General features: G+C 35.8%; 21 protein-coding genes and 4 pseudogenes. 7 read left to right on the plus strand and 18 right to left on the minus strand.

The features are described 5' to 3' along the window. The 10 genes and pseudogenes from ANG_RS06490 to ANG_RS06535 all read right to left on the minus strand — a co-directional run. Complete coding sequence (locus tag ANG_RS06490; RefSeq protein ID WP_025271829.1) at positions 1 to 699, minus strand: response regulator transcription factor; 699 nt, start codon at positions 697 to 699, stop codon at positions 1 to 3. A gap of 19 nt (positions 700 to 718) precedes the next feature. Beyond that, on the minus strand, positions 719 to 928 hold the full coding sequence (locus ANG_RS06495) for a helix-turn-helix domain-containing protein (RefSeq protein ID WP_025271830.1): 210 nt from the start codon (positions 926 to 928) through the stop codon (positions 719 to 721). Positions 929 to 1,053: 125 nt separating this feature from the next. Continuing rightward, positions 1,054 to 1,206: pseudogene (locus ANG_RS10970) on the minus strand (Maff2 family mobile element protein); the annotation flags it as partial. Positions 1,207 to 1,209: 3 nt separating this feature from the next. After that, positions 1,210 to 1,521 carry a single-stranded DNA-binding protein gene (locus ANG_RS06505; protein ID WP_004832499.1) on the minus strand — a complete coding sequence of 104 codons (312 nt, stop codon included), beginning with the start codon at positions 1,519 to 1,521 and terminating at the stop codon, positions 1,210 to 1,212. Positions 1,522 to 1,766: 245 nt separating this feature from the next. After that, a complete protein-coding gene (locus tag ANG_RS06510) occupies positions 1,767 to 2,774 on the minus strand; it encodes a hypothetical protein (protein WP_025271832.1) in 1,008 nt (335 codons plus the stop codon). Positions 2,775 to 2,859: 85 nt separating this feature from the next. Next, a complete protein-coding gene (locus ANG_RS06515) occupies positions 2,860 to 4,641 on the minus strand; it encodes a VirD4-like conjugal transfer protein, CD1115 family (protein WP_025271833.1) in 1,782 nt (593 codons plus the stop codon). After that, positions 4,638 to 5,123: a PcfB family protein gene (locus ANG_RS06520; protein WP_025271834.1), complete on the minus strand. Its 486-nt coding sequence runs from the start codon at positions 5,121 to 5,123 to the stop codon at positions 4,638 to 4,640. The genes ANG_RS06515 and ANG_RS06520 overlap by 4 nt, the downstream gene beginning before the upstream one ends. Then, positions 5,123 to 6,160, minus strand: a complete 1,038-nt coding sequence (locus tag ANG_RS06525) for a DUF6017 domain-containing protein (protein ID WP_025271835.1) — start codon at positions 6,158 to 6,160, stop codon at positions 5,123 to 5,125. The genes ANG_RS06520 and ANG_RS06525 overlap by 1 nt, the downstream gene beginning before the upstream one ends. A gap of 76 nt (positions 6,161 to 6,236) precedes the next feature. Further along, a complete protein-coding gene (locus ANG_RS06530) occupies positions 6,237 to 6,518 on the minus strand; it encodes a CD1845 family protein (RefSeq protein ID WP_025271836.1) in 282 nt (93 codons plus the stop codon). An 18-nt stretch (positions 6,519 to 6,536) separates the two neighbouring features. After that, positions 6,537 to 6,869, minus strand: a pseudogene (locus tag ANG_RS06535) (23S rRNA (uracil(1939)-C(5))-methyltransferase RlmD); the annotation flags it as partial. Here ANG_RS06535 and ANG_RS06540 point away from each other — a divergent pair. Then, a pseudogene (locus ANG_RS06540) lies at positions 6,842 to 7,474 on the plus strand (IS982 family transposase); the annotation flags it as partial. The pseudogenes ANG_RS06535 and ANG_RS06540 sit on opposite strands and share 28 nt — an antisense overlap. A gap of 125 nt (positions 7,475 to 7,599) precedes the next feature. Here ANG_RS06540 and pta read toward each other — a convergent pair. Genes pta through ANG_RS06560 form a run of 4 tightly spaced genes read right to left on the minus strand, consistent with a single transcriptional unit; the run spans position 7,600 to position 10,948 of the window. After that, positions 7,600 to 8,577, minus strand: a complete 978-nt coding sequence (gene pta, locus ANG_RS06545) for a phosphate acetyltransferase (protein ID WP_025271839.1) — start codon at positions 8,575 to 8,577, stop codon at positions 7,600 to 7,602. 10 nt (positions 8,578 to 8,587) lie between these two features. Beyond that, entirely contained in the window at positions 8,588 to 9,478 is an 891-nt protein-coding gene (locus ANG_RS06550; RefSeq protein WP_003033251.1) for an RluA family pseudouridine synthase, read from the minus strand. Further along, positions 9,475 to 10,293, minus strand: coding sequence for an NAD kinase (locus ANG_RS06555; RefSeq protein WP_003033280.1), 819 nt, complete (start codon positions 10,291 to 10,293; stop codon positions 9,475 to 9,477). Before ANG_RS06555 ends, ANG_RS06550 begins: the two co-directional genes overlap by 4 nt. Further along, on the minus strand, positions 10,277 to 10,948 hold the full coding sequence (locus tag ANG_RS06560; protein WP_003033241.1) for a GTP pyrophosphokinase: 672 nt from the start codon (positions 10,946 to 10,948) through the stop codon (positions 10,277 to 10,279). Before ANG_RS06560 ends, ANG_RS06555 begins: the two co-directional genes overlap by 17 nt. A gap of 95 nt (positions 10,949 to 11,043) precedes the next feature. On the opposite strand from ANG_RS06560, the gene ANG_RS06565 reads away from it, so the two are divergent. The 6 genes and pseudogenes from ANG_RS06565 to ANG_RS06590 all read left to right on the plus strand — a co-directional run bounded on the left by ANG_RS06565 (position 11,044) and on the right by ANG_RS06590 (position 15,648). Next, positions 11,044 to 11,604 (plus strand): CYTH domain-containing protein, encoded by a 561-nt coding sequence (locus tag ANG_RS06565; protein ID WP_003033316.1) that lies wholly within the window; start codon positions 11,044 to 11,046, stop codon positions 11,602 to 11,604. An 83-nt stretch (positions 11,605 to 11,687) separates the two neighbouring features. After that, a complete protein-coding gene (locus ANG_RS06570) occupies positions 11,688 to 12,647 on the plus strand; it encodes a ribose-phosphate diphosphokinase (protein ID WP_025271840.1) in 960 nt (319 codons plus the stop codon). Between the two features lie 9 nt (positions 12,648 to 12,656). Further along, positions 12,657 to 13,772 carry a cysteine desulfurase family protein gene (locus tag ANG_RS06575; protein ID WP_003033292.1) on the plus strand — a complete coding sequence of 372 codons (1,116 nt, stop codon included), beginning with the start codon at positions 12,657 to 12,659 and terminating at the stop codon, positions 13,770 to 13,772. 4 nt (positions 13,773 to 13,776) lie between these two features. Beyond that, the gene (locus tag ANG_RS06580; protein ID WP_003033258.1) at positions 13,777 to 14,124 is read left to right on the plus strand and encodes a DUF1831 domain-containing protein; all 348 of its coding nucleotides are present in this window, start codon (positions 13,777 to 13,779) and stop codon (positions 14,122 to 14,124) included. Positions 14,125 to 14,287: 163 nt separating this feature from the next. Continuing rightward, the gene (locus tag ANG_RS06585; protein WP_006267105.1) at positions 14,288 to 14,932 is read left to right on the plus strand and encodes a redox-sensing transcriptional repressor Rex; all 645 of its coding nucleotides are present in this window, start codon (positions 14,288 to 14,290) and stop codon (positions 14,930 to 14,932) included. Positions 14,933 to 14,959: 27 nt separating this feature from the next. Continuing rightward, positions 14,960 to 15,648: pseudogene (locus ANG_RS06590) on the plus strand (gamma-glutamyl-gamma-aminobutyrate hydrolase family protein). On the opposite strand, the gene radC reads toward ANG_RS06590, so the two are convergent. From radC to pstB (ANG_RS06610), 4 genes are all read right to left on the minus strand, one after another. Beyond that, positions 15,645 to 16,325 (minus strand): RadC family protein, encoded by a 681-nt coding sequence (radC, locus tag ANG_RS06595; RefSeq protein WP_003033331.1) that lies wholly within the window; start codon positions 16,323 to 16,325, stop codon positions 15,645 to 15,647. The pseudogene ANG_RS06590 and the gene radC overlap by 4 nt on opposite strands. Before the next feature lie 86 nt (positions 16,326 to 16,411). Beyond that, positions 16,412 to 17,065 carry a phosphate signaling complex protein PhoU gene (gene phoU, locus ANG_RS06600; protein ID WP_003033270.1) on the minus strand — a complete coding sequence of 218 codons (654 nt, stop codon included), beginning with the start codon at positions 17,063 to 17,065 and terminating at the stop codon, positions 16,412 to 16,414. A gap of 157 nt (positions 17,066 to 17,222) precedes the next feature. Next, a complete protein-coding gene (gene pstB / locus ANG_RS06605) occupies positions 17,223 to 17,981 on the minus strand; it encodes a phosphate ABC transporter ATP-binding protein PstB (protein WP_003033290.1) in 759 nt (252 codons plus the stop codon). Between the two features lie 42 nt (positions 17,982 to 18,023). Then, positions 18,024 to 18,827: a phosphate ABC transporter ATP-binding protein PstB gene (pstB, locus tag ANG_RS06610; protein ID WP_003033284.1), complete on the minus strand. Its 804-nt coding sequence runs from the start codon at positions 18,825 to 18,827 to the stop codon at positions 18,024 to 18,026. Positions 18,828 to 18,829 lie beyond the last annotated feature (2 nt).

The following is an 18,829-nucleotide window of genomic DNA, read 5'->3' on the forward strand; positions in this document are numbered from 1 at the left end:
TCATTCCCCCTTACTAAAACGGTAACCCACGCCTCTTACTGTCAAAATATAGGTCGGTTCTTCAGGGTTAGGTTCTATTTTTTTTCGGAGTTTACTTATAAAGGACATGATATTACTATCATCAAAAAGATAATCTTCTTCCCAAACATTCGTATATATTTGTTTTTTTGTAAAAATTCTCCCTTTGTTAGATGCGAGAAAATATAACAAGTCAAATTCTTTACTTGTTAATTCGATACTGTTATTACTTATTTTTACAGTTCTATTCTCTTTATCTATTCTCATATCTTCTATTATGATTTCATTAAGCTGATCTGTACTTTTCTGATTAAAGTCTGTGAATCTTCTGACCATAGCTTCAACTCTTGCTTTAAGTTCATTAATATTAAACGGCTTCGTTAGATAATCATCCGCACCTTGTTTAAGCCCATAAATTTTCGAATCATCATCGGACTTTGCGGTTAACATTAAAACTGGAACAGTGTATTCTTCTCTTATCATATCCAAAACTTGAAATCCATCAAAATCAGGAAGCATAATATCTAATAAAATCAAGCACAGATTATTTGCACTTCGGATTTTCTTATATCCATCCAATCCGTTATTGGCAATATCTACAGAATATCCGTCTGTGCTTAAACATTTTTTAATTAAATTACATAACGCAATATCATCATCTATAATTATTATCTCTTTCATATCTCATAACTCCATATACTTATCCAATATAATCATCAAATGAAAATACATCATTTGGTGTGCAATCTAAAGCCTTGCATATTTTTTCTAAGTTTTTTAGTGTTATAGGCTTATTCTTTCCCATCTGTGCCATAACGTTGGTGGTAAGATTTGCCATAGCTATTACATCAGTTTTCTTCAAGCCTTTTTTGGCTAACTGTATCCATAACGGTTTATAATTTAATGCCATACTAATCCTCTTTTCTTTTAATACTATATTTATAAGGATTATACCATAAATATTGGTTATATTCAATTTATATTTGAGTATCTGTTTTGTTTTAGAGATTTTGTTGTGTCATTCCGTCTTTATTTCGCCATCAATTGCTTAATACCTTGGCTCTTAGCACCGGGATTGTCATTACCATATCCTTCCATCAGGTTGATAACGCCCCATGCTCCAAGTCCTGCACCTACTGCCATAACCAAAATCTTTAATACATTAACTGCCTGTGTAAAAAATGCCATAAGTTATTCCTCCTCGTTTTCTTCTTTCTTTTCAATCTTGTTATATGACTTCACTACAAAGTTTTTGTAAGTCTTTCCCTCTTTTTCACGCTTCTTAAAGTAACCAAAGATATGAATTAAATCTCCTTTTTCAAAGTCCTTTGCTTTCTCAGCTTTTTCTCCATAAGCTGCACAGTTAATATACTCCTTGCCTTTACCGTACTTTTTTACAAGCGTGAAGTTTGCAACTTCTACTTTCTCTCCTTCATTTTCAAAACTTGAGAAGGTAGGCTCTGCCAATAAGTTGGCGTTGATGTTAATCATTTCCTGCTTCATTAAAAATTTCTCCTTTTCAATTCAATAAAAAAGCGACTGGAGTATTTCTTTTCCAATCGCTGATACTTTTTCTATTTAGTTTTTTCTTAGTGGGACTTCTGATCCTTATCATCTTACCTCCTGATTTTAAGTAATAAAAAAGACGATAGATTTTTTCTTTCTATCGTCTTCCAAATATTATATTTCTGTATAAAACATAAAACAAACGAGTTTACACACAATATATAACTTATTACTATATGAATTTACTTCTCCAACTCTAAAAGTATTTCATCAAGTTTATTTAGTAAGTACTCTGATGGATTCTCCTCATCATTTTTCATTTTTATCATCTCTAATAAGTCATTATTTGTAAGTAATAATATTAGTTTTCCATTCTCTCTCAAACATCCTTTTGCTGCCCAAAAAGCATTTGTATCATAACCATTTGGAGTTATTATTATTCCAACAGATCTTAAAGCTTTAGAATATAAATATCTCTCTGTTGTATATATTTCTTTTTGAGTAACTGCTTGCGAATAATTCTTAAATTCAAAAATTATATATTTTGTTTTAAAATAATTTTCAACAATTGACCAAAATGTTTTCTTATTATCATCTTTAATTCTACATAGTAAATCGAATCTATATAAATCATTATTTGATTTTTCTTGTTTTTTCCATAAAGCTAAATCCTCCGAAAATAATAGTTCTAATATCCTATAACAAACATCTTCATAGGTACTAAAACATTTTTTGCCAGATTTGCATAAATCCAATTCCTTAATTAGTGATTCTATATAATTGTTATGTTGTAAGAAATCTATATCAATAAAAGATTTTTGTGGAGAAATATCTTCTACAGAAAAAGGTAATATAGAAATCAATTCATACTTAAGTTTATCAGTATCTTTAACAACATAAAGCAAATTAGAAATATCAATTATTTCTAATTCCGGATATTTATTTTTATATATACTTTTTTCTTCCTCTTTAACTTCAAAAGCCGTAACAATGACCGGAATCATATCTGTACCACTTATATAGCTGTAAACTTGTTCAATTGTTTTTTCTGAAATTGTTGAAAATTTAACTTCAATACAGTAAATTTTTTCTTCTTTTTTTGCAATTATATCGGCTCTTCTGCTTGGCAAGTTGGATTTAACTTCTTTCATATCTGCTTCATTTACAGTTTGATACCCACTTTTATTAAATAAGTTCGATACATATTGTTCAAATATATACTCTGGTCTTAGAATTTTATTATCACGCACGCTCAATTCTCCTTTATATAGACTCTTATTATATAAACAATTATATCAAATATACCCATGCCCTATAAAGCTATAACAGTTAATATTACAATCTTGTAATCACAGTATCTCTATTAAGCTTCGATTTCCCTTTTCGCTTCATATAGCTTTCTATATCAAACAAATTCTTCTTATCATAGTCCTCAAGCAGCTTATAGTTCTTGTGATTTGTAATGTCGTACTTATCTGAAAGAAAAGGTCTGACGCCTCTAAGCTGAAAGATACATTTTCCACCATCCATGACCGTAATCTCATCTTGGCTCATCAGCTCTTTACCTGTCTTTTGATAGTTAAGTCCAAAGCTCTTTTGATTGCTCCTTGTTTCCGATGTATTGTAAAGATCGATAGTTTCTTTCCCCAGCGTTTCAGAAAGTTCCTTTAATGTGGTCTTTTCCTTGCCACCAAGAAACAAGGTACTATCACAGTTGCCTACAATTGTATCTGCATTATCCTTATATATCGCCTTTAGCTGAGATTGTGCTTGAAGTATGATGCTTGCGGATATTTCTCTTGAACGGATTGTGGCAATTAACTTCTCAAACTTAGGTATTAAACCAATATTTGCAAATTCATCAAGTAAGCATCTCACATGGATAGGTAATCGTCCGCCATATACATCATCTGCCTTATCACATAAGAGATTAAAAAGTTGTGAGTACATAATGGATACTACAAAGTTAAAGGTATCATCTGTATCAGAGATAATAACAAAGAGTGCAGTTTTTCTATCTCCGAGTGTATCAAGTTCAAGTTCATCTTCACTCATCAAGTCCCTAAGTTCCCTAATATCAAATGGAGCAAGCCTTGCACCACAAGAGATAAGAATAGATTTTGCCGTTTTTCCGGCAGCCAATTTGTACTTTTTATATTGCTTCACTGCAAAGTGTGTAGGCTCTTTCTTTTCCAGTGCTTCAAAGAGTCTGTCTATCGGATTCATATAGGTTTCATCATCTTCTCTAACTTCTGAAGCGTCTATCATATCGAGAAGTGTTGCAAAGTTCTTTTCTTCTCTTGGAGCTTCATAGAAGATGTAGCCGATAAGGGCTGTATAGTAGAGCTTTTCAGCTTTGACCCAAAAATCTTCACCTGCTTTTTCGCCCTCTCCTTTCGTATTTGCTATGATTGTCTGCACCAATTTCAGAATGTCTTTCTCAGAACGGATATAGGCAAAGGGATTGTATTTCATACTCTTTTTGAAGTTGATAGTATTTAAGATTTTAATCTCATAGCCATTATCCTCAAGCATCTTGCCACACTCAAGGACTATCGTTCCTTTCGGATCGGTTACGCAATATGACGAGTGCATCTGCATTAAGTTAGGTTTGACATAAAATCGGGTTTTTCCACTTCCTGAACCACCGATTACAAGTACATTTTTATTTCTTGCATACTTTGGATTTGCCGGTCTGCCATTCATGGTTAACATTTCTGTTTGGGTAAGTAAGATATTGTTTTGAAACTTTTCATCCATGTATGGTTCTATATCTTTTTTCGTTCCCCATCTTGCTGAACCATACTCTTTCCCCTGTCTAAACTTTTTCGCATTTTTACTCTTAGTATAGACAATGAATTTGATTAAAGTAGCTATACCAATTCCTGTGAGTATATCCACCGGATAAATACTCGGAATAAAACTCATGGTATTAAGCTCTAATATCCCTTGAAAGATTTTGTCAATAATATCGCCACCTACATAAGCTCTCACATGATGGGCAAAGATGTTTCCTAAATAGAAAAATGCAAGATAGGGAATGTTCTGCTTTACAAACTTTGCCTTATCTTGCACCTGAAATAAGCCTTTGATGTCTTTTAATATCTTAGCTATCATAGGCTCTGCTCCTTTTGTTTATTCTTGATTTTATCTTTGAAAACAGAGTTTTTAGCCATCTCCTTGAACTTCTCAATATTCTTATGGATGGATTCTTTTCTTTCCGTTTTCTTTTCCGATTCTGACAGGGCGTGCTTAAATGCTTTGTCCATAACCTTCATATCTTTAGCTTGAAAGAATACTGAGTATTTCCCACTTTCTTTATCTTTCATGACTGAAAACTTAACTCCGTATCGGTTCATTTCTTTTTTCAGTTCTTTAAGCTCTGCTTCTTCAACCGGAATTTCTTCGAGCTGACCTTTCTTTACCATATCTTTGAGCTTCACTTCACTACCTTCAGCCTTAACTAATTTTCCTAAGCCTCCATATTGTTTTGATCGTTGATGTAATTTATTGATATGATTTAATATCTCCTGATATGTTGCTTTTAAAACATTTATTTCAATATTTACTACTCTATTTGCAATTTCCTCATTTATCATCAAAGTCCTCCTTCCCTCATATCATAACTAACAAGCGCAGTATAATAGGCATCCATATTACTTGGTGCATTGTATGCTGCGGTTAGAATAAATGCCCTAACATTTCTTATTTTGGCTTCATTTTCTGATAACGCATTTACAAGATACTCCATATGCGATGAATTTAAACTTCTAAACCTCTCTTGAACTATAGATGCCGGTAACTTTGTTTGGTTGATAGTAACTGTATCATCTGCATTTAATATCATTACATCAGCTAAAACTCTAATAATTTCATCGTATGTTCGTGCAATAATCTTATTTCCCAATTCCATATGTTCGTTATATCCTGTACTTTCTCTAAGTTCTTCTAAACAGGATTGATATGATTTTATTTTTTTATTCCCTCCATCCAATCCGCCCATCGTGTACAAATCTTTATCTTCATAGATGGGTAGGTGGGAGGAAGCCCCTGAAGAAATATATGAAGTATTCTTTGATGAATTCTTTGTAGTAATCTCTGGTAACGGTTCATGCAATTTGCCATAATGCGTTGGTAGATTTTCATTGAATGCATCAGTGCTATATGCATCATTGCATTGGTGCATTTTGCCATATTCCATTGGTGCATTTTGCCCTAATGCATTGTGCATGGTATTTTGACTTTCTTTCTCTAAAATGCTTCTTTCATGTTCCAGCTTTTTCTTATTCAATTCAAGATATAATTCTTCTAATTTTTCATCATTTATCGTATACCATTTTGTTTTATCTCTTGGATCTTTATTATAGTTTCCAACCAAAAGATAACCCGCCTTTTCAAGTTTGGCAAAAGTTCTTTTTACTGTATCAACACTCATATAGTCAAAATCATTTTCTTGCCATGCCCTTATAGAATTGTATGTCCAATATTTCTCATCATGATAGTTTTTACCGGACTTCTTATTTATCTCAATCCAATAGTTTATCTGTTGCAATACTAAGGCTTCATTTAACCCTAATGCTCTTGCCAATGCTTTATTTGCAATAATAGGCTGCTCGTCAAATAAATACATACTCACATCATCCCCTCCTTTCTTTTCAATTTTTGGCATGAAAAAAGGCGATAGTATTTTCTCTATCACCTCATTAGTTTCTTTATATTTCTTTCAATCTATCCCTTGCAAATTCAATGTATGCTGTAACCCATAATGCAATTTTAGGCAGTCCATAGGGACTTATCAAAAATGCTATTACCAGTGCTTGAATAAAGGTAGTTGTGTCTTTTTGTATAAGGGCTGAAAGCGAACCCAATACCACTAAGAACGATAATATTCCTAGAATCATTCTACTAACACTAATTATGAATTTTAGAAAAGAAATTAGTATTGATAGAAGTAATATTATTGGAAATAAAATTATCTTTAATATCCACCTCATAAATACCCTCCATTTCTACTAAATCATTTTAAAATGCCTTAATGCATCCATGATAGCTTCCTCTTTTTCCGGTGTGCATTGTGGAATAACCTGTTTCTCTTTTTTTGATTTATTATAATGCTCCCTCAGTACAATTCCACATTTCTTTTTAATCTGTGCAATATAGAGTGTCGAAACCTTTAAATCAAATTTTTCCAATATATATTCCTTGATTTGTGCATAAGTCGCTTTACTTTCAGCACTTGTCAAATCAAGCTCATCAAGCTTAATTTCAACATCTATATGTTTGTCGACATCAAGTTTGGACAATAGTGCTACCGTCTCCCTGTGGCCGACTTCTGGAAAGAAGTCGCTTCAATCGTCGTTCAAGGCAGTTGATTTGGTTGCTACAACTCATTCGTCAGGCGATGAATGACCAAATCTCCCCCAATACGATTGCCATCGTAGACAGTTTTCCCCTACCACTTTGTCAGTCTGTTCGTAACCATAGAGCAAGTATTTTCGAAGGATTGGTAGACATTGGCTACAATGCGTCAAAACACTTATGGTTCTATAGTTTTAAAGTTCACATGCTCGTTACCTTATCTGGTTATATTCTGAACTATATTGTCACGTCAGCTTCTGTTCATGATATCAAAGTGGTGGAGGATTTATTGGAAGGCTGCCAACAATCTGTGATTTTAGCAGATTTAGGGTATCTCAGTCAGGCTCTTAAAGATCGGTTGAAACAGAGAGGGTATCATTTATGGACGCCCTTACGTCAGAATATGGGAAGCGCGAGCCAGCATAACAACTGGAGATTACTAGTTATGAGGAGAACCATTGAAACGCGCTTTTCTGAGTTATGTGCTCTCTTTGATATGGAACACACCTTTGCCAGAGGAGTAGCTGGACTACAACTGAGGATTGAACAAATCCTATTGACTTATAATTTGAGCTATTTTGAACTTAACTAGCACCACGGGTATAGCTTATAAATACCCAAGATACAACATCAGCATTTTTATTGAGATATGACTTTAGTATAACACAAAATAAAAAGAGAACCCAGAACTTGAATTCTGGATTCTGTCTTGGCTTTCTAATAATGACCAACTACTTGGCTGGCAGTAATCAATGTTAATTTATAAACATCATCAGCGTTGCATCCACGTGAAAGGTCGTTTACTGGATGATTCAATCCTTGCAAAATAGGACCGACTGCTGAGAAGCCGCCGAGACGCTCTGCCATTTTATAGCTGATATTTCCAGCTTCAATGCCAGGAAATACAAAGACAGTTGCTTGACCAGCTACATTGCTGCCTGGAGCTTTTAATTCTGCCGTTTTAGGCACAAAAGCTGCATCAAACTGTAACTCTCCGTCAATAGCTAAATCTGGTCGCATTTCTTGCGCAAGTTTCGTTGCTTCGACGACTTTATCAACCTTTTCACCAAATCCAGAACCTTTAGTTGAATAACTCAGCATAGCCACTTTAGGGTCAATGTCAAAGATTTGCGCGGTCAAGGCAGAGTTAATAGCAATTTCTGCTAATGTTTTAGCATCTGGATCAATATTGATTGCACAATCACTGAAAACATAGCGTTCATCACCGCGAACCATGAGAAAGGCACCAGATGTGCGAAAAACCCAAGGAAGTGTTTTGATAATTTGAAGAGCTGGGCGAACCGTGCTTGCTGTAGAATGAATCGCACCAGAAACCATACCTTGTACTTTACCAAGATAAACAAGCATTACACCAAAATAATTGACATCCTCTTTCAATAATTTACGCGCTTCGTCTTCTGTGATTTTTCCTTTACGACGTTCTACAAAAGCTGCAACCATTTCTTCAAAGCATGAACAATTTTGAGGGTCAATGACTTCATAACCTTCTGTCACACCTTCAATTTCAAGATAAATACGAATTTTTTCAGGATTTCCCAATAAAACAGGTGTGATACTTGTTTCCTTTACCAAACGTTTAGTAGCTTGAAGAATACGTGGTTCCTCACCTTCTGGTAAGACAATCTTCACTTCTTTGTCTTGCAATGTTTCACGAATTGTTTCAAAAATTTTCATGTTTTACTCCTTAATTATTGCTTAATTTTTGAATAACTGTTTTAAAATCTTCCGGAAGAGGACTTGATTTATTCACAACTTTCTCATGGAATGGATTGTAAAAACGCAATGAATGACAATGAAGCGCTTGCCGCGTTATTCCGTCAGTCATACTCCCACCATATAAATCATCTCCCAAGAGCGGAAAACCAATATAAGAAAAATGAACCCTAATCTGGTGTGTCCGTCCTGTATGAAGGTGAATATCCACGAGATAAATGTCATCATACTGCGCTAAAACTTTATAACTCGTATGAGCATATTTTCCATTTTTTGCCACACAGCGAGTAATGATACTACTATCTTCACGCGCTATGGGAGCAATAATATCTCCTTCTGGCTTTAACGGTGCCGAACCCTTGACCAAAGCATAATAATGCTTCTCAATGACTCTCTTTTGCAACTGTTTGTCCAATCTTGCATGAGCATAACCATGTTTTGCAAACAACATCAGACCACTCGTATCACGGTCTAAACGAGTCACAATATGAATCTGCTGATTTTCATAATGATTTGCAATGTAATAAGCCTTCACAAAATTTGCCATTGTATTAGAATGATTCACACTAGGAATGCTTGCTATACCAGATGGCTTGTTCAAAATCAAAAAATGTGCATCTTCGTAGACAATTTCTAAATCTTTCTCTACAGCTTGCAAACTGCCAAAACCTTCTTCTGCAGGAATATCGACGGCAACTTTGTCGCCAATATCTAACAAATAAATGGCATTTTGCTTTTTGCCATTTACCTGAATATCCCCGCCAGAAAACTTAATTTTTGCAAGTAAACTTTTGGAAATTTCCTGTTTTTTTAGAAAGGTTTTGACTTTCACATGCTCATCTGCGATAAATTCAAACCTCATTCCTCCACCTCGCCGATAAAGGCATCTTTGACACGATTCCAGAAGCTCGTATGACTCGGTGTAGCAAGAAAGTTAATCTTATGTTGATCGATTTGAAATTCAATTTTAGAAATATTGTTAATCATAAAATTTTGATTGTCAATCGAAATTGCATGTCGATCATTCCAAGTCGGCATAATTTCAATTTTATCTTTCTTAGGAACGATAATTGAGGAGCCCAAAGTCCGAAACACACGATTGTTTAAGCTTGCAACTTCTGCAATCTGAAGAGCTTCAATAGTCGGGTGGAGAACAGCTCCGCCTAGCGATTTATTGTAAGCTGTGCTTCCTGTCGGAGTTGATACTGAAATGCCATCACCACGAAAGCGCTCAAAATGCACTTGATTGATAATGATATCAGCGACCATTGTTCGTCCAGAACGCTTGACTGTCGCCTCGTTTAATGCACGCTTTATACAAATTTCATTATTTCCATGGAAAATTTTAACATTTAAAATCGGATAGGACACCTTTGCGCCCGTATCTAATTTTAAATTATCAATTAGTTTGTCCAACTCAAAATCTCGATAATCTGTATAAAAGCCCAAATGTCCTGTGTGAACACCAACAAAGCGAACTTTGTCTAGCTGATCTTCATATTTGTGAAAGGCTGACAAAAGCATCCCGTCGCCACCGATTGAAATGACAATATCAGGATTATTATCATTCAAAATAAAATGATTTTGCTTTAATTTTTGTTTTAATTGGCGACAAAGTTCTTGACTTTGCCGTCTGCGATTACTGATAATCCCTATTCTTTTACCTGTATTCTTCATCTGTATCGTCACTATTTCCTACGCCATCATTTAATTTACGACTAATTGGATCAAATAAAGCTTGTGCCTCTTGAATATCATCGCGAATTTTTCCCATTTCTTCGTCTAATTGATAGGCAATTTTTGCTGTAATTTCCAAACGTTTCTTAATCTCATCTGGAAATTCTCCTTTATACTTATAATTCAGAGAATGTTCAATCGTTGCCCAAAAATTCATGGACAGAGTACGAATTTGAATTTCTGCTAAAATGATTTTATTGCCATTAATTGTATCAACAGGATATTCAATAATGACATGGTAGCTTCGATAACCACTAGCCTTACGGTTTTTAATATAGTCTCGCTCCTGGATAATCCGCATGTCGTGGCGCTTTCGCAAAACATCCAAAACTTCTTCTACGTCATCCACAAATTGAACCATTACACGCAAACCAGCTATATCTTGCATATCTTGCGCTAGATTTTCCTCTTTAATCCCACGCAAAGCCATTTTTTCTTTGATACTTTCTATCGGTTTTACACGACCTGTTACAAATTCAATCGGAGAATGCTGTTTCTGTTTTCGGTATTGTTTGCGAATCCCGCGCAGTTTGATTTTCAACTCACCAACCGCTTGAATATAAGGATCCAGAAACTCTTCCCATTCTACTTCCATACTATCACCTTGTCATTTTACTTATTTTTTTATAAAATAAACACAATACTTATTATAACATAAATCGCTTTCAAACAAAAGAAAAGGATTGGAAAATGAACCACCTAGAAATTGAATACAAAACACTTCTGACAAAGAATGAGCACCAACAACTGCTCCCCTTGTTTTCTGATGTATCTGCTATCAAACAGACAAACTACTATATTGACACAGCCGACTTTTTAATCCGAGATGCAAAAATGGCACTTCGAATTCGTGCTTTTGACAATCGTGCCGAATTAACTTTGAAAATTCCGCAACAGGTCGGTAATATGGAATACAATCAATCTTTTACTTTAGAAAAGTGTCACACACTCATCAATACATGTGTGCTACCTGAAGGAGAAATACGCACCCTGCTGACTCACGCTGCTATCAATCTCGATGAATTAAAGGTGCTAGGGAGCTTAACAACTATTCGCTATGAAAAAGAAACCACTATTGGCTTAATGGCACTTGATGAAAATCATTATTTTGACAAAACAGACTACGAATTAGAGCTGGAAGTGACAGATGCAAAAACTGGAAAAGAACAATTCGAGTGCTTTTTACAAGCTCATCATATCCATTATAAATATGCAAAACCTAAAGTTGCAAGATTTGCTCAAAACTTATGAATAAAAAGCTGAAATTTTACTTATTTTTTGATAAAATGGAGTGTAGAAATCAAAAGGAGTCTTAATAAGTTATGATGGATATACTGACGGATAAAGCACAGATGAAGTTGTTTGCACTAAATTCCAATCACGATATTGCCGAAAAAATCGCTAAAGCTGCTGATGTGCCTCTTGGAAAACTTTCATCACGTCAATTTTCAGACGGAGAAATCCAAGTAAACATCGAGGAAAGTGTGCGTGGCTTTGATGTATTTATCATTCAATCAACAAGTTTTCCTGTCAATAATCATTTGATGGAACTTCTCATCATGGTGGATGCTTGCAATCGCGCCAGCGCTAATTCTGTCAATGTTGTGATGCCATATTTTGGCTATGCTCGTCAAGACCGAACGGCCGCTCCTCGCGAACCAATTACAGCCAAGCTCGTAGCAAATATGTTGGTAAAAGCAGGAGTTGATCGTGTTCTAACCCTAGATTTGCATGCTGTCCAAGTTCAAGGCTTCTTTGATATCCCTGTTGATAACCTTTACACCGTTCCTCTTTTTGCCAAACATTACTGCGAAAAAGGCTTGTCTGGCGAGGACGTAGTTGTGGTCAGTCCCAAAAACTCTGGTGTTAAACGTGCTAGAAGCTTAGCAGAACATTTAGATGCTCCAATTGCGATTATTGACTATGCACAAGACGATTCTCATCGTAACGAAGGATACATTATCGGAGATGTTGCTGGCAAAAAAGCTATTCTCATTGATGATATTTTAAATACCGGACGTACCTTTGCGGAAGCTTCAAAAATCGTTGAACGTGAAGGTGCAACAGAGATTTATGCAGTTTCTAGTCATGGTTTATTTGTTGAGGGAGCCGCTGAAAAGTTAGATAACTCTCCTATCAAAGAAATCCTGGTTACTGACTCAGTTGCAACGAAAGAAAAAACTCCGAAAAATGTTCAATACATTACTGCAAGTGGGCTAATCGGAGATGCAATCGTTCGTATTCATAAAAGAAAGCCAGTTAGTCCTCTCTTTGCTTACAATAAAAAGAAATAAGGAGAAATCTTGATTTATTTCGATAATGCAGCAACAACTCCCATGTCAAAAGCTGCTATTACTGCTATGACACAGGTTATGGAAAATACCTTTGGCAATCCATCTAGCATTCATAGCCACGGAAGAGCTGCTAGTAAAATTCTTCGCGAAGTCCGACAAGAGCTTGCTGAACTGCTTCATACTAATAGTCAACATATCATCTTTACATCTGGTGGAACAGAAAGTAACAATACAGCCATAAAAGGATATGCCTTAGCCCATCAGGATCAAGGAAAACACATTATTACTACTGCTATTGAGCATCATTCGGTTCTTGAAACGATTGAATATCTGGTGGATAAATTTGGCTTTGAAGCTACTTATATCCAACCTAAAAATGGAGAGATTACGGCTCAACAGATAAAAGAAGCCCTTCGAGAAGATACAATACTTGTCTCAACCATGTACGCCAATAATGAAACAGGCTATATGCTTCCAGTCAAAGAAATTGCTGACATTGTGAAACATCATCCCGCTGCTTATCATGTGGATGCTGTGCAAGTTATAGGCAAATTACCTGTGTATCCTGAAGAACTAGGAATTGACTTCATGAGTGCATCGGCTCATAAATTTCACGGTCCTAAAGGAGTCGGCTTCTTGTACTTCAATCATGTAAAATTTGACAAATTTTTACACGGTGGAGATCAAGAGGATAAAAGACGTGCAGGAACTGAGAATTTAGCGGCTATTGCCGGTATGGTTGCAGCTCTAAAGGAGAGCCTCAATTGCTACCAAGAAAACATGGAACATGTTGAAAGTTTGAAACAGCAACTTCTCTCTGAACTTGACGGAATCCATTACTATATAAATAATGATTCTCATGCACTCCCCTATGTAATAAATCTCGGCTTTCCTAAACAAGCTAATGACTTACTACTTATGCGTTTAGACTTAGCTGGAATCTCTATCTCAACTGGCTCTGCTTGTACAGCAGGTGCCGTTGAGCCCAGTCATGTTCTTGAAGCTTTGTATGGTAGTGATTCAGAGCAATTAAAGGAATCTATCCGCATTAGCTTTTCAGAACAAAATACTTCAGAAGAAGTTCGACAATTTACTACAACATTAAAAGAAATTTTAGGAGGATAAATAGATGGCTTTTCAGACCACTATTCACTTAAAAGATTGCCCATACAGCTACTCTCTTGGAGAAAACGTAAAAAAATTTACTTTGCGTGATAACACATTTGCTGAAACCAAAGTTGGAAATTACGAATTGACACGCTTATTAGAAAATGTTCCCAATAGTGGAGACGGCTTTTTGTTGAAAATCATTATCAACAAAAACCTTTCAGGTGTAAAAATCAACATCACAGACAAATCTGGCCTTCGGTTAGTGAATATTTTTAAATCAGAAGACAATCACATCATTCAAGAAAAGTTTTATTTCTTAATGGATAGCTTGGTAGAACGTGGTATTTTCACTAAACAAGAACAATAAACAAATAGCTTAAAAACTCATTTTTAAATCATTAGTAAAACAATAAAGAGTAGGAAACAAACCAAAAATCTTTGATTTTGTCCTACTCCTTTTCTATTTTTATCAAATAAGTTGATTTTTTCACAAACTTTCTATAAAATAGTCTTTGAAAGGATGTGATTTTGTGAAATCTGAAAAAAATACAACCATTCCACGCGCAACTGCTAAAAGGCTCTCTCTGTATTATCGGATTTTCAAACGATTTAATTCCGAAAAAATTGAAAAAGCCAATTCAAAACAAATCGCAGATGCAATTGGGATTGATTCTGCAACTGTTCGTCGTGATTTTTCTTACTTTGGTGAATTAGGTCGTCGTGGGTATGGTTATGATGTAAAAAAACTCATGAATTTTTTTGCTGATTTACTTCATGATCATTCTATTACCAATGTGATGTTAGTCGGTATCGGTAATATGGGACACGCATTACTCCACTACCGCTTCCATGAACGTAATAAAATGAAGATTGTTATGGCATTTGACACCGATGATCATCCTGAAGTTGGAACGACTACAAATGACGGGATTCCTATTTATGGCATTTCACAAGTAAATGATAAACTAAAAGATATAGATGTAAAGACCGCTATTTTGACGGTTCCAAGTACAAGAGCTCAAGAAGTGGCAACTATCCTTGTAGAAGCTGGCGTAAAAGGTATTCTCAGTTTCTCACCCGTTCACTTAACCGTTCCAAAAGATGTTGTTGTTCAATATGTTGACTTGACAAGTGAGCTGCAAACACTCCTCTACTTTATGAAAAAAGGGTATTAAATAATTAGAAAGAGCAGATATTTATTTATGAAGAAACCCCTTATCGGAATTACTGGAAATGAAAGACCCAACCCTGAAGACGAATTTGCCATCATGAGCTATGCTGCTAAAGGATTTGTAGAGGGCGTAAAAGAAGTTGGTGGAACTCCTATCATATTGCCGATTGGAGATGCAGATATGGCACGGTGCTACATCCAGATGATTGACAAACTTATCCTAACGGGTGGGCAAAATGTATCACCACAATTCTATGGCGAAGAAAAAACAATTGACAGTGATGATTACCATTTGGAGCGTGATTTGTTTGAATTAGCCTTAATCCATGAAGCTATCCAGCAACAAAAACCAATTTTTACCGTTTGCCGCGGTACGCAATTGTTTAATGTTGCAATGGGTGGAACTCTTTATCAAGATATTGAGCACCATTGGCAAGATAGTTCTGCTGAATATACTACTCAAAAACTAGTCACTAAATCCGGTTCTGTTTTGGAAAAGATTTACGGCGAAGTGTCTCATATCAACTCTTTCCATCATCAGAGTATCAAAGATTTAGCAGAAAAGAAGTCATTGCCCGTGATCCGAAAGATAACACCATTGAAGCCATTACAACAACTGATGAAATCGCTTATCTGGGAGTCCAGTGGCATCCAGAATTCTTATTTGAAACACGTCCTAAAGATCGAATGCTGTTTGACTATGTTGTCAATAGACTTTAAATCAAGTCTGTTTCTTCGCGATAACTATAATAATCTTTCTCTGCGACGATGAGATGATCCAGTAAGATGAAGCCCATTAATTCACACGCTTCTTTTACATGTTTGGTCACTTCATCGTCATTTTTGCTTGGCAGTACAGCTCCTGACGGATGATTGTGCACCAAAATAATGGATGTCGCCATGTGTTTTACAGCATAATGCAGGATTTCTCGTGGCTCTGCAATACTGCTTGACACACTACCGATAAAAATCGTCTGCTGATGAATGATTTTGTTTTGAGTATTCAGATATAAAGCCACAAGGTGTTCCTGCTTCTTATGCCCCAATTCTTGTTGCATTTTTTTCGCCAGCTTTTGACTACCTAAAATTTGCTCTTGCGTAATCAATTCTGCCTTACTGACTCGCTGTCCTAATTCAATCATAGCTTGTAATTCAATAGCTTTGACACGACCAATTCCAGAGATTGATTGCAATTCTTGTAGCGTCATATTGCGCAAATCATTCAAACTAGAAATAGTTGATAAAATTCGTTGAGAAACTTGAAAAACAGTTTCTTTTTTATTGCCCGTGCGGATAAGAATGGATAACAATTCTTGATTGCTCAATTGTTCTGCACCTTCTGCAACTAAACGTTCCCTTGGCAACAAAGAATCTTCCTGAAATGAAATACTATACATAAAAAACCTCCTCATATCCTTATTCGGAAAAAGAAGAGGAAAATAAAAAATCTGAGAAATGATTCTCAAATTTTTTTAGTTAGTATTTACATTTCAACAATTTTACCTGTTTCAAAATAAACAACCCATTCACAGATATTTTTGGCGTAATCACCAATACGTTCTAAGTACGAAATAACTTGGAAGTAATCACGACCTGTCACAATCAAATCTGGATTTGACTTAATTTCTTGCGTTGCTAGGTCTCGAATATCATCAAAGTACTGATTGATTTTCTCATCCATAGCAGCTACTTCGTAAGCCTTGTCCACATCGCCATTAAGGTAAAGATCAAGCGCTGCTTCCACAAAGTTTTTAACATCACGCCCCATCTTGCTGATTTCTTCCTCAACAGACTGGATGCGAACTTCTCCTTTCATGCGGATCGTCGCCTGTGCAATGGAAACAGCGTGGTCGCCCATTCTTTCCACATCACTACTTGCTTTCAAAACTGTAATAACTGTGCGTAAGTCTTGTGAAACTGGCTGCTGCAAAGCAATAATTTCCAGAGATTTTTTCTCCAACTTTACTTCATACTCATTCACTTCTGCGTCTTCTTCGATTACTTCTTTTGCTAATTCGCGGTCGTGGGTCACAAATGCGCGAACTGTGCGATTAATCTGTGACAAAACTTCATTTCCCATTGCATAAAATTGGTTATGGAGTTTTGCTAAGTCTTCTTCAAATTGTACTCTAAGCATAAATTTTCCTTTCCTAAGATCTAAAGAATTTTATACGAAAATCCATCTTTTTACATAATTCTTGTCTACAAGTATATGTGCATTTATATATAGGGAGAATCAGCAATCTCCAAAACATTAAAAATAACCACAATATTGTAGTGAACAATTACAATCTCTAACCAAACTTGCCTGTGATATAATCTTCCGTTTCCTTATGAATCGGACTGAGGAACATCTCTTTCGTGGCATTAAACTCAATCAAATCGCCATTTAGGAAGAAAGCTGTCTTATCTGAAATACGACTAGCCTGTTGCATTGAGCGGGTCACGAGTAACATTGTATATTGATCTTTCAGCCCATGAAGTGTTTCTTCAATTTTTCCTGCAGAAATGGGATCAAGTGCTGATGTTGGCTCATCTAAAAGGATGATTTTCGGACTTGTCGCCAAAACACGAGCCACACAGACACGTTGCTGCTGACCTCCTGACAAGCCAATCGCTGAATCATTCAAACGATCTTTCACTTCATCCCAAATAGATGCTCCTTTTAATGATGTTTCAACTACTTCATCTAGTACCTCTTTGTCTTTAACGCCATTGATTCGCAAACCGTAAATAACATTTTCATAAATCGTCATTGGAAATGGATTGGGCTGTTGAAAAACCATTCCAATTTCTTTGCGAAGCTCCACCGTATCTGTCCGTGGACTGTAAATATTGTGCCCGTTATAAATTACAGTGCCTGTCGTTGTCACCTCTGGATTTAAATCACCCATGCGATTAATTGCTTTTAAGAGGGTTGATTTTCCCGACCCAGAAGGACCAATCAAAGCTGTAATCTCATAAGGCAATACATCCAATGATACACTATTAAGAGCTTTCTTTTTGTTATAATAAACCGACAAGTCCTTGATTTGTAAAATAGGTTCTGTCATTCTGATAATCCTTTAATAAATTCTAATTAAGCAGCAATTTTCTTAGCCAAAATGACCAGAAACATAGTCATTCGTAGACTGTAACTTAGCATTTTGGAAAATATTGGCAGTTTCATCATATTCGATTAAATCACCAAGATAGAAGAAACCAGTATAATCGCTCGCACGCGCCGCTTGCTGCATGCTGTGGGTCACGATGATAATCGTATAGTTCTTCTTCAACTCTAACATCGTTTCTTCTAACTGCGCTGTTGCGATTGGATCGAGTGCAGAAGCAGGTTCATCCATTAGAAGTATTTCTGGCTTCACGGAAATGGCTCTGGCAATGCAGAGACGTTGCTGCTGACCGCCTGATAACATCAAAGCAGATTTATGAAGGTCATCCTTTACTTGTTCCCACAGAGCTGCTTGTTTTAGAGATGTTTCTACAATTTCATCTAAGATTTTCTTATCCTTAACACCGGCACGTTCATGCGCAAAGGTGATGTTGCGGTAAACAGATTTAGCAAAAGGATTTGGTCTTTGAAAGACCATTCCGATATGCTTCCGCATTTCATAGACATTGATATCTGGGCGATTAATGTCAATACCTTCATACCAAATCTCACCAGTGACTTTAGCAATGTCAATCGTATCATTCATCCGATTCAAGCTGCGAAGATAGGTTGATTTACCAGAACCTGAAGGCCCGATAAGAGCTGTAATCTTATTTTTCTTGAACTGCATATCAACCCCTTTAATGGATTCGTTTTTACCATAGTAAACATGCAAATTCTTCGTTGATAAAACAACCTCTTCCTCAGGAAAAGTAACAATATGTTTTTCATTCCAGTTATATTCTGTCATTT

The organism is Streptococcus anginosus subsp. whileyi MAS624 (assembly GCF_000478925.1).
Taxonomy (GTDB): Bacteria; Bacillota; Bacilli; order Lactobacillales; family Streptococcaceae; genus Streptococcus; species Streptococcus whileyi.

What these genes read in the sequence shown, in the direction of transcription:
- ANG_RS06490 (WP_025271829.1), bottom strand. Translation starts at nt 699, where the DNA reads ATGAAAGAGATAATAATTATAGATGATGATATTGCGTTATGTAATTTA.
- ANG_RS06495 (WP_025271830.1), bottom strand. Translation starts at nt 928, where the DNA reads ATGGCATTAAATTATAAACCGTTATGGATACAGTTAGCCAAAAAAGGC.
- ANG_RS06505 (WP_004832499.1), bottom strand. Translation starts at nt 1,521, where the DNA reads ATGAAGCAGGAAATGATTAACATCAACGCCAACTTATTGGCAGAGCCT.
- ANG_RS06515 (WP_025271833.1), bottom strand. Translation starts at nt 4,641, where the DNA reads ATGATAGCTAAGATATTAAAAGACATCAAAGGCTTATTTCAGGTGCAA.
- ANG_RS06520 (WP_025271834.1), bottom strand. Translation starts at nt 5,123, where the DNA reads ATGATAAATGAGGAAATTGCAAATAGAGTAGTAAATATTGAAATAAAT.
- ANG_RS06530 (WP_025271836.1), bottom strand. Translation starts at nt 6,518, where the DNA reads ATGAGGTGGATATTAAAGATAATTTTATTTCCAATAATATTACTTCTA.
- pta (WP_025271839.1), bottom strand. Translation starts at nt 8,577, where the DNA reads ATGAAAATTTTTGAAACAATTCGTGAAACATTGCAAGACAAAGAAGTG.
- ANG_RS06550 (WP_003033251.1), bottom strand. Translation starts at nt 9,478, where the DNA reads ATGAGGTTTGAATTTATCGCAGATGAGCATGTGAAAGTCAAAACCTTT.
- ANG_RS06555 (WP_003033280.1), bottom strand. Translation starts at nt 10,293, where the DNA reads ATGAAGAATACAGGTAAAAGAATAGGGATTATCAGTAATCGCAGACGG.
- ANG_RS06560 (WP_003033241.1), bottom strand. Translation starts at nt 10,948, where the DNA reads ATGGAAGTAGAATGGGAAGAGTTTCTGGATCCTTATATTCAAGCGGTT.
- ANG_RS06565 (WP_003033316.1), top strand. Translation starts at nt 11,044, where the DNA reads ATGAACCACCTAGAAATTGAATACAAAACACTTCTGACAAAGAATGAG.
- ANG_RS06580 (WP_003033258.1), top strand. Translation starts at nt 13,777, where the DNA reads ATGGCTTTTCAGACCACTATTCACTTAAAAGATTGCCCATACAGCTAC.
- radC (WP_003033331.1), bottom strand. Translation starts at nt 16,325, where the DNA reads ATGTATAGTATTTCATTTCAGGAAGATTCTTTGTTGCCAAGGGAACGT.
- phoU (WP_003033270.1), bottom strand. Translation starts at nt 17,065, where the DNA reads ATGCTTAGAGTACAATTTGAAGAAGACTTAGCAAAACTCCATAACCAA.
- pstB (WP_003033290.1), bottom strand. Translation starts at nt 17,981, where the DNA reads ATGACAGAACCTATTTTACAAATCAAGGACTTGTCGGTTTATTATAAC.
- pstB (WP_003033284.1), bottom strand. Translation starts at nt 18,827, where the DNA reads ATGACAGAATATAACTGGAATGAAAAACATATTGTTACTTTTCCTGAG.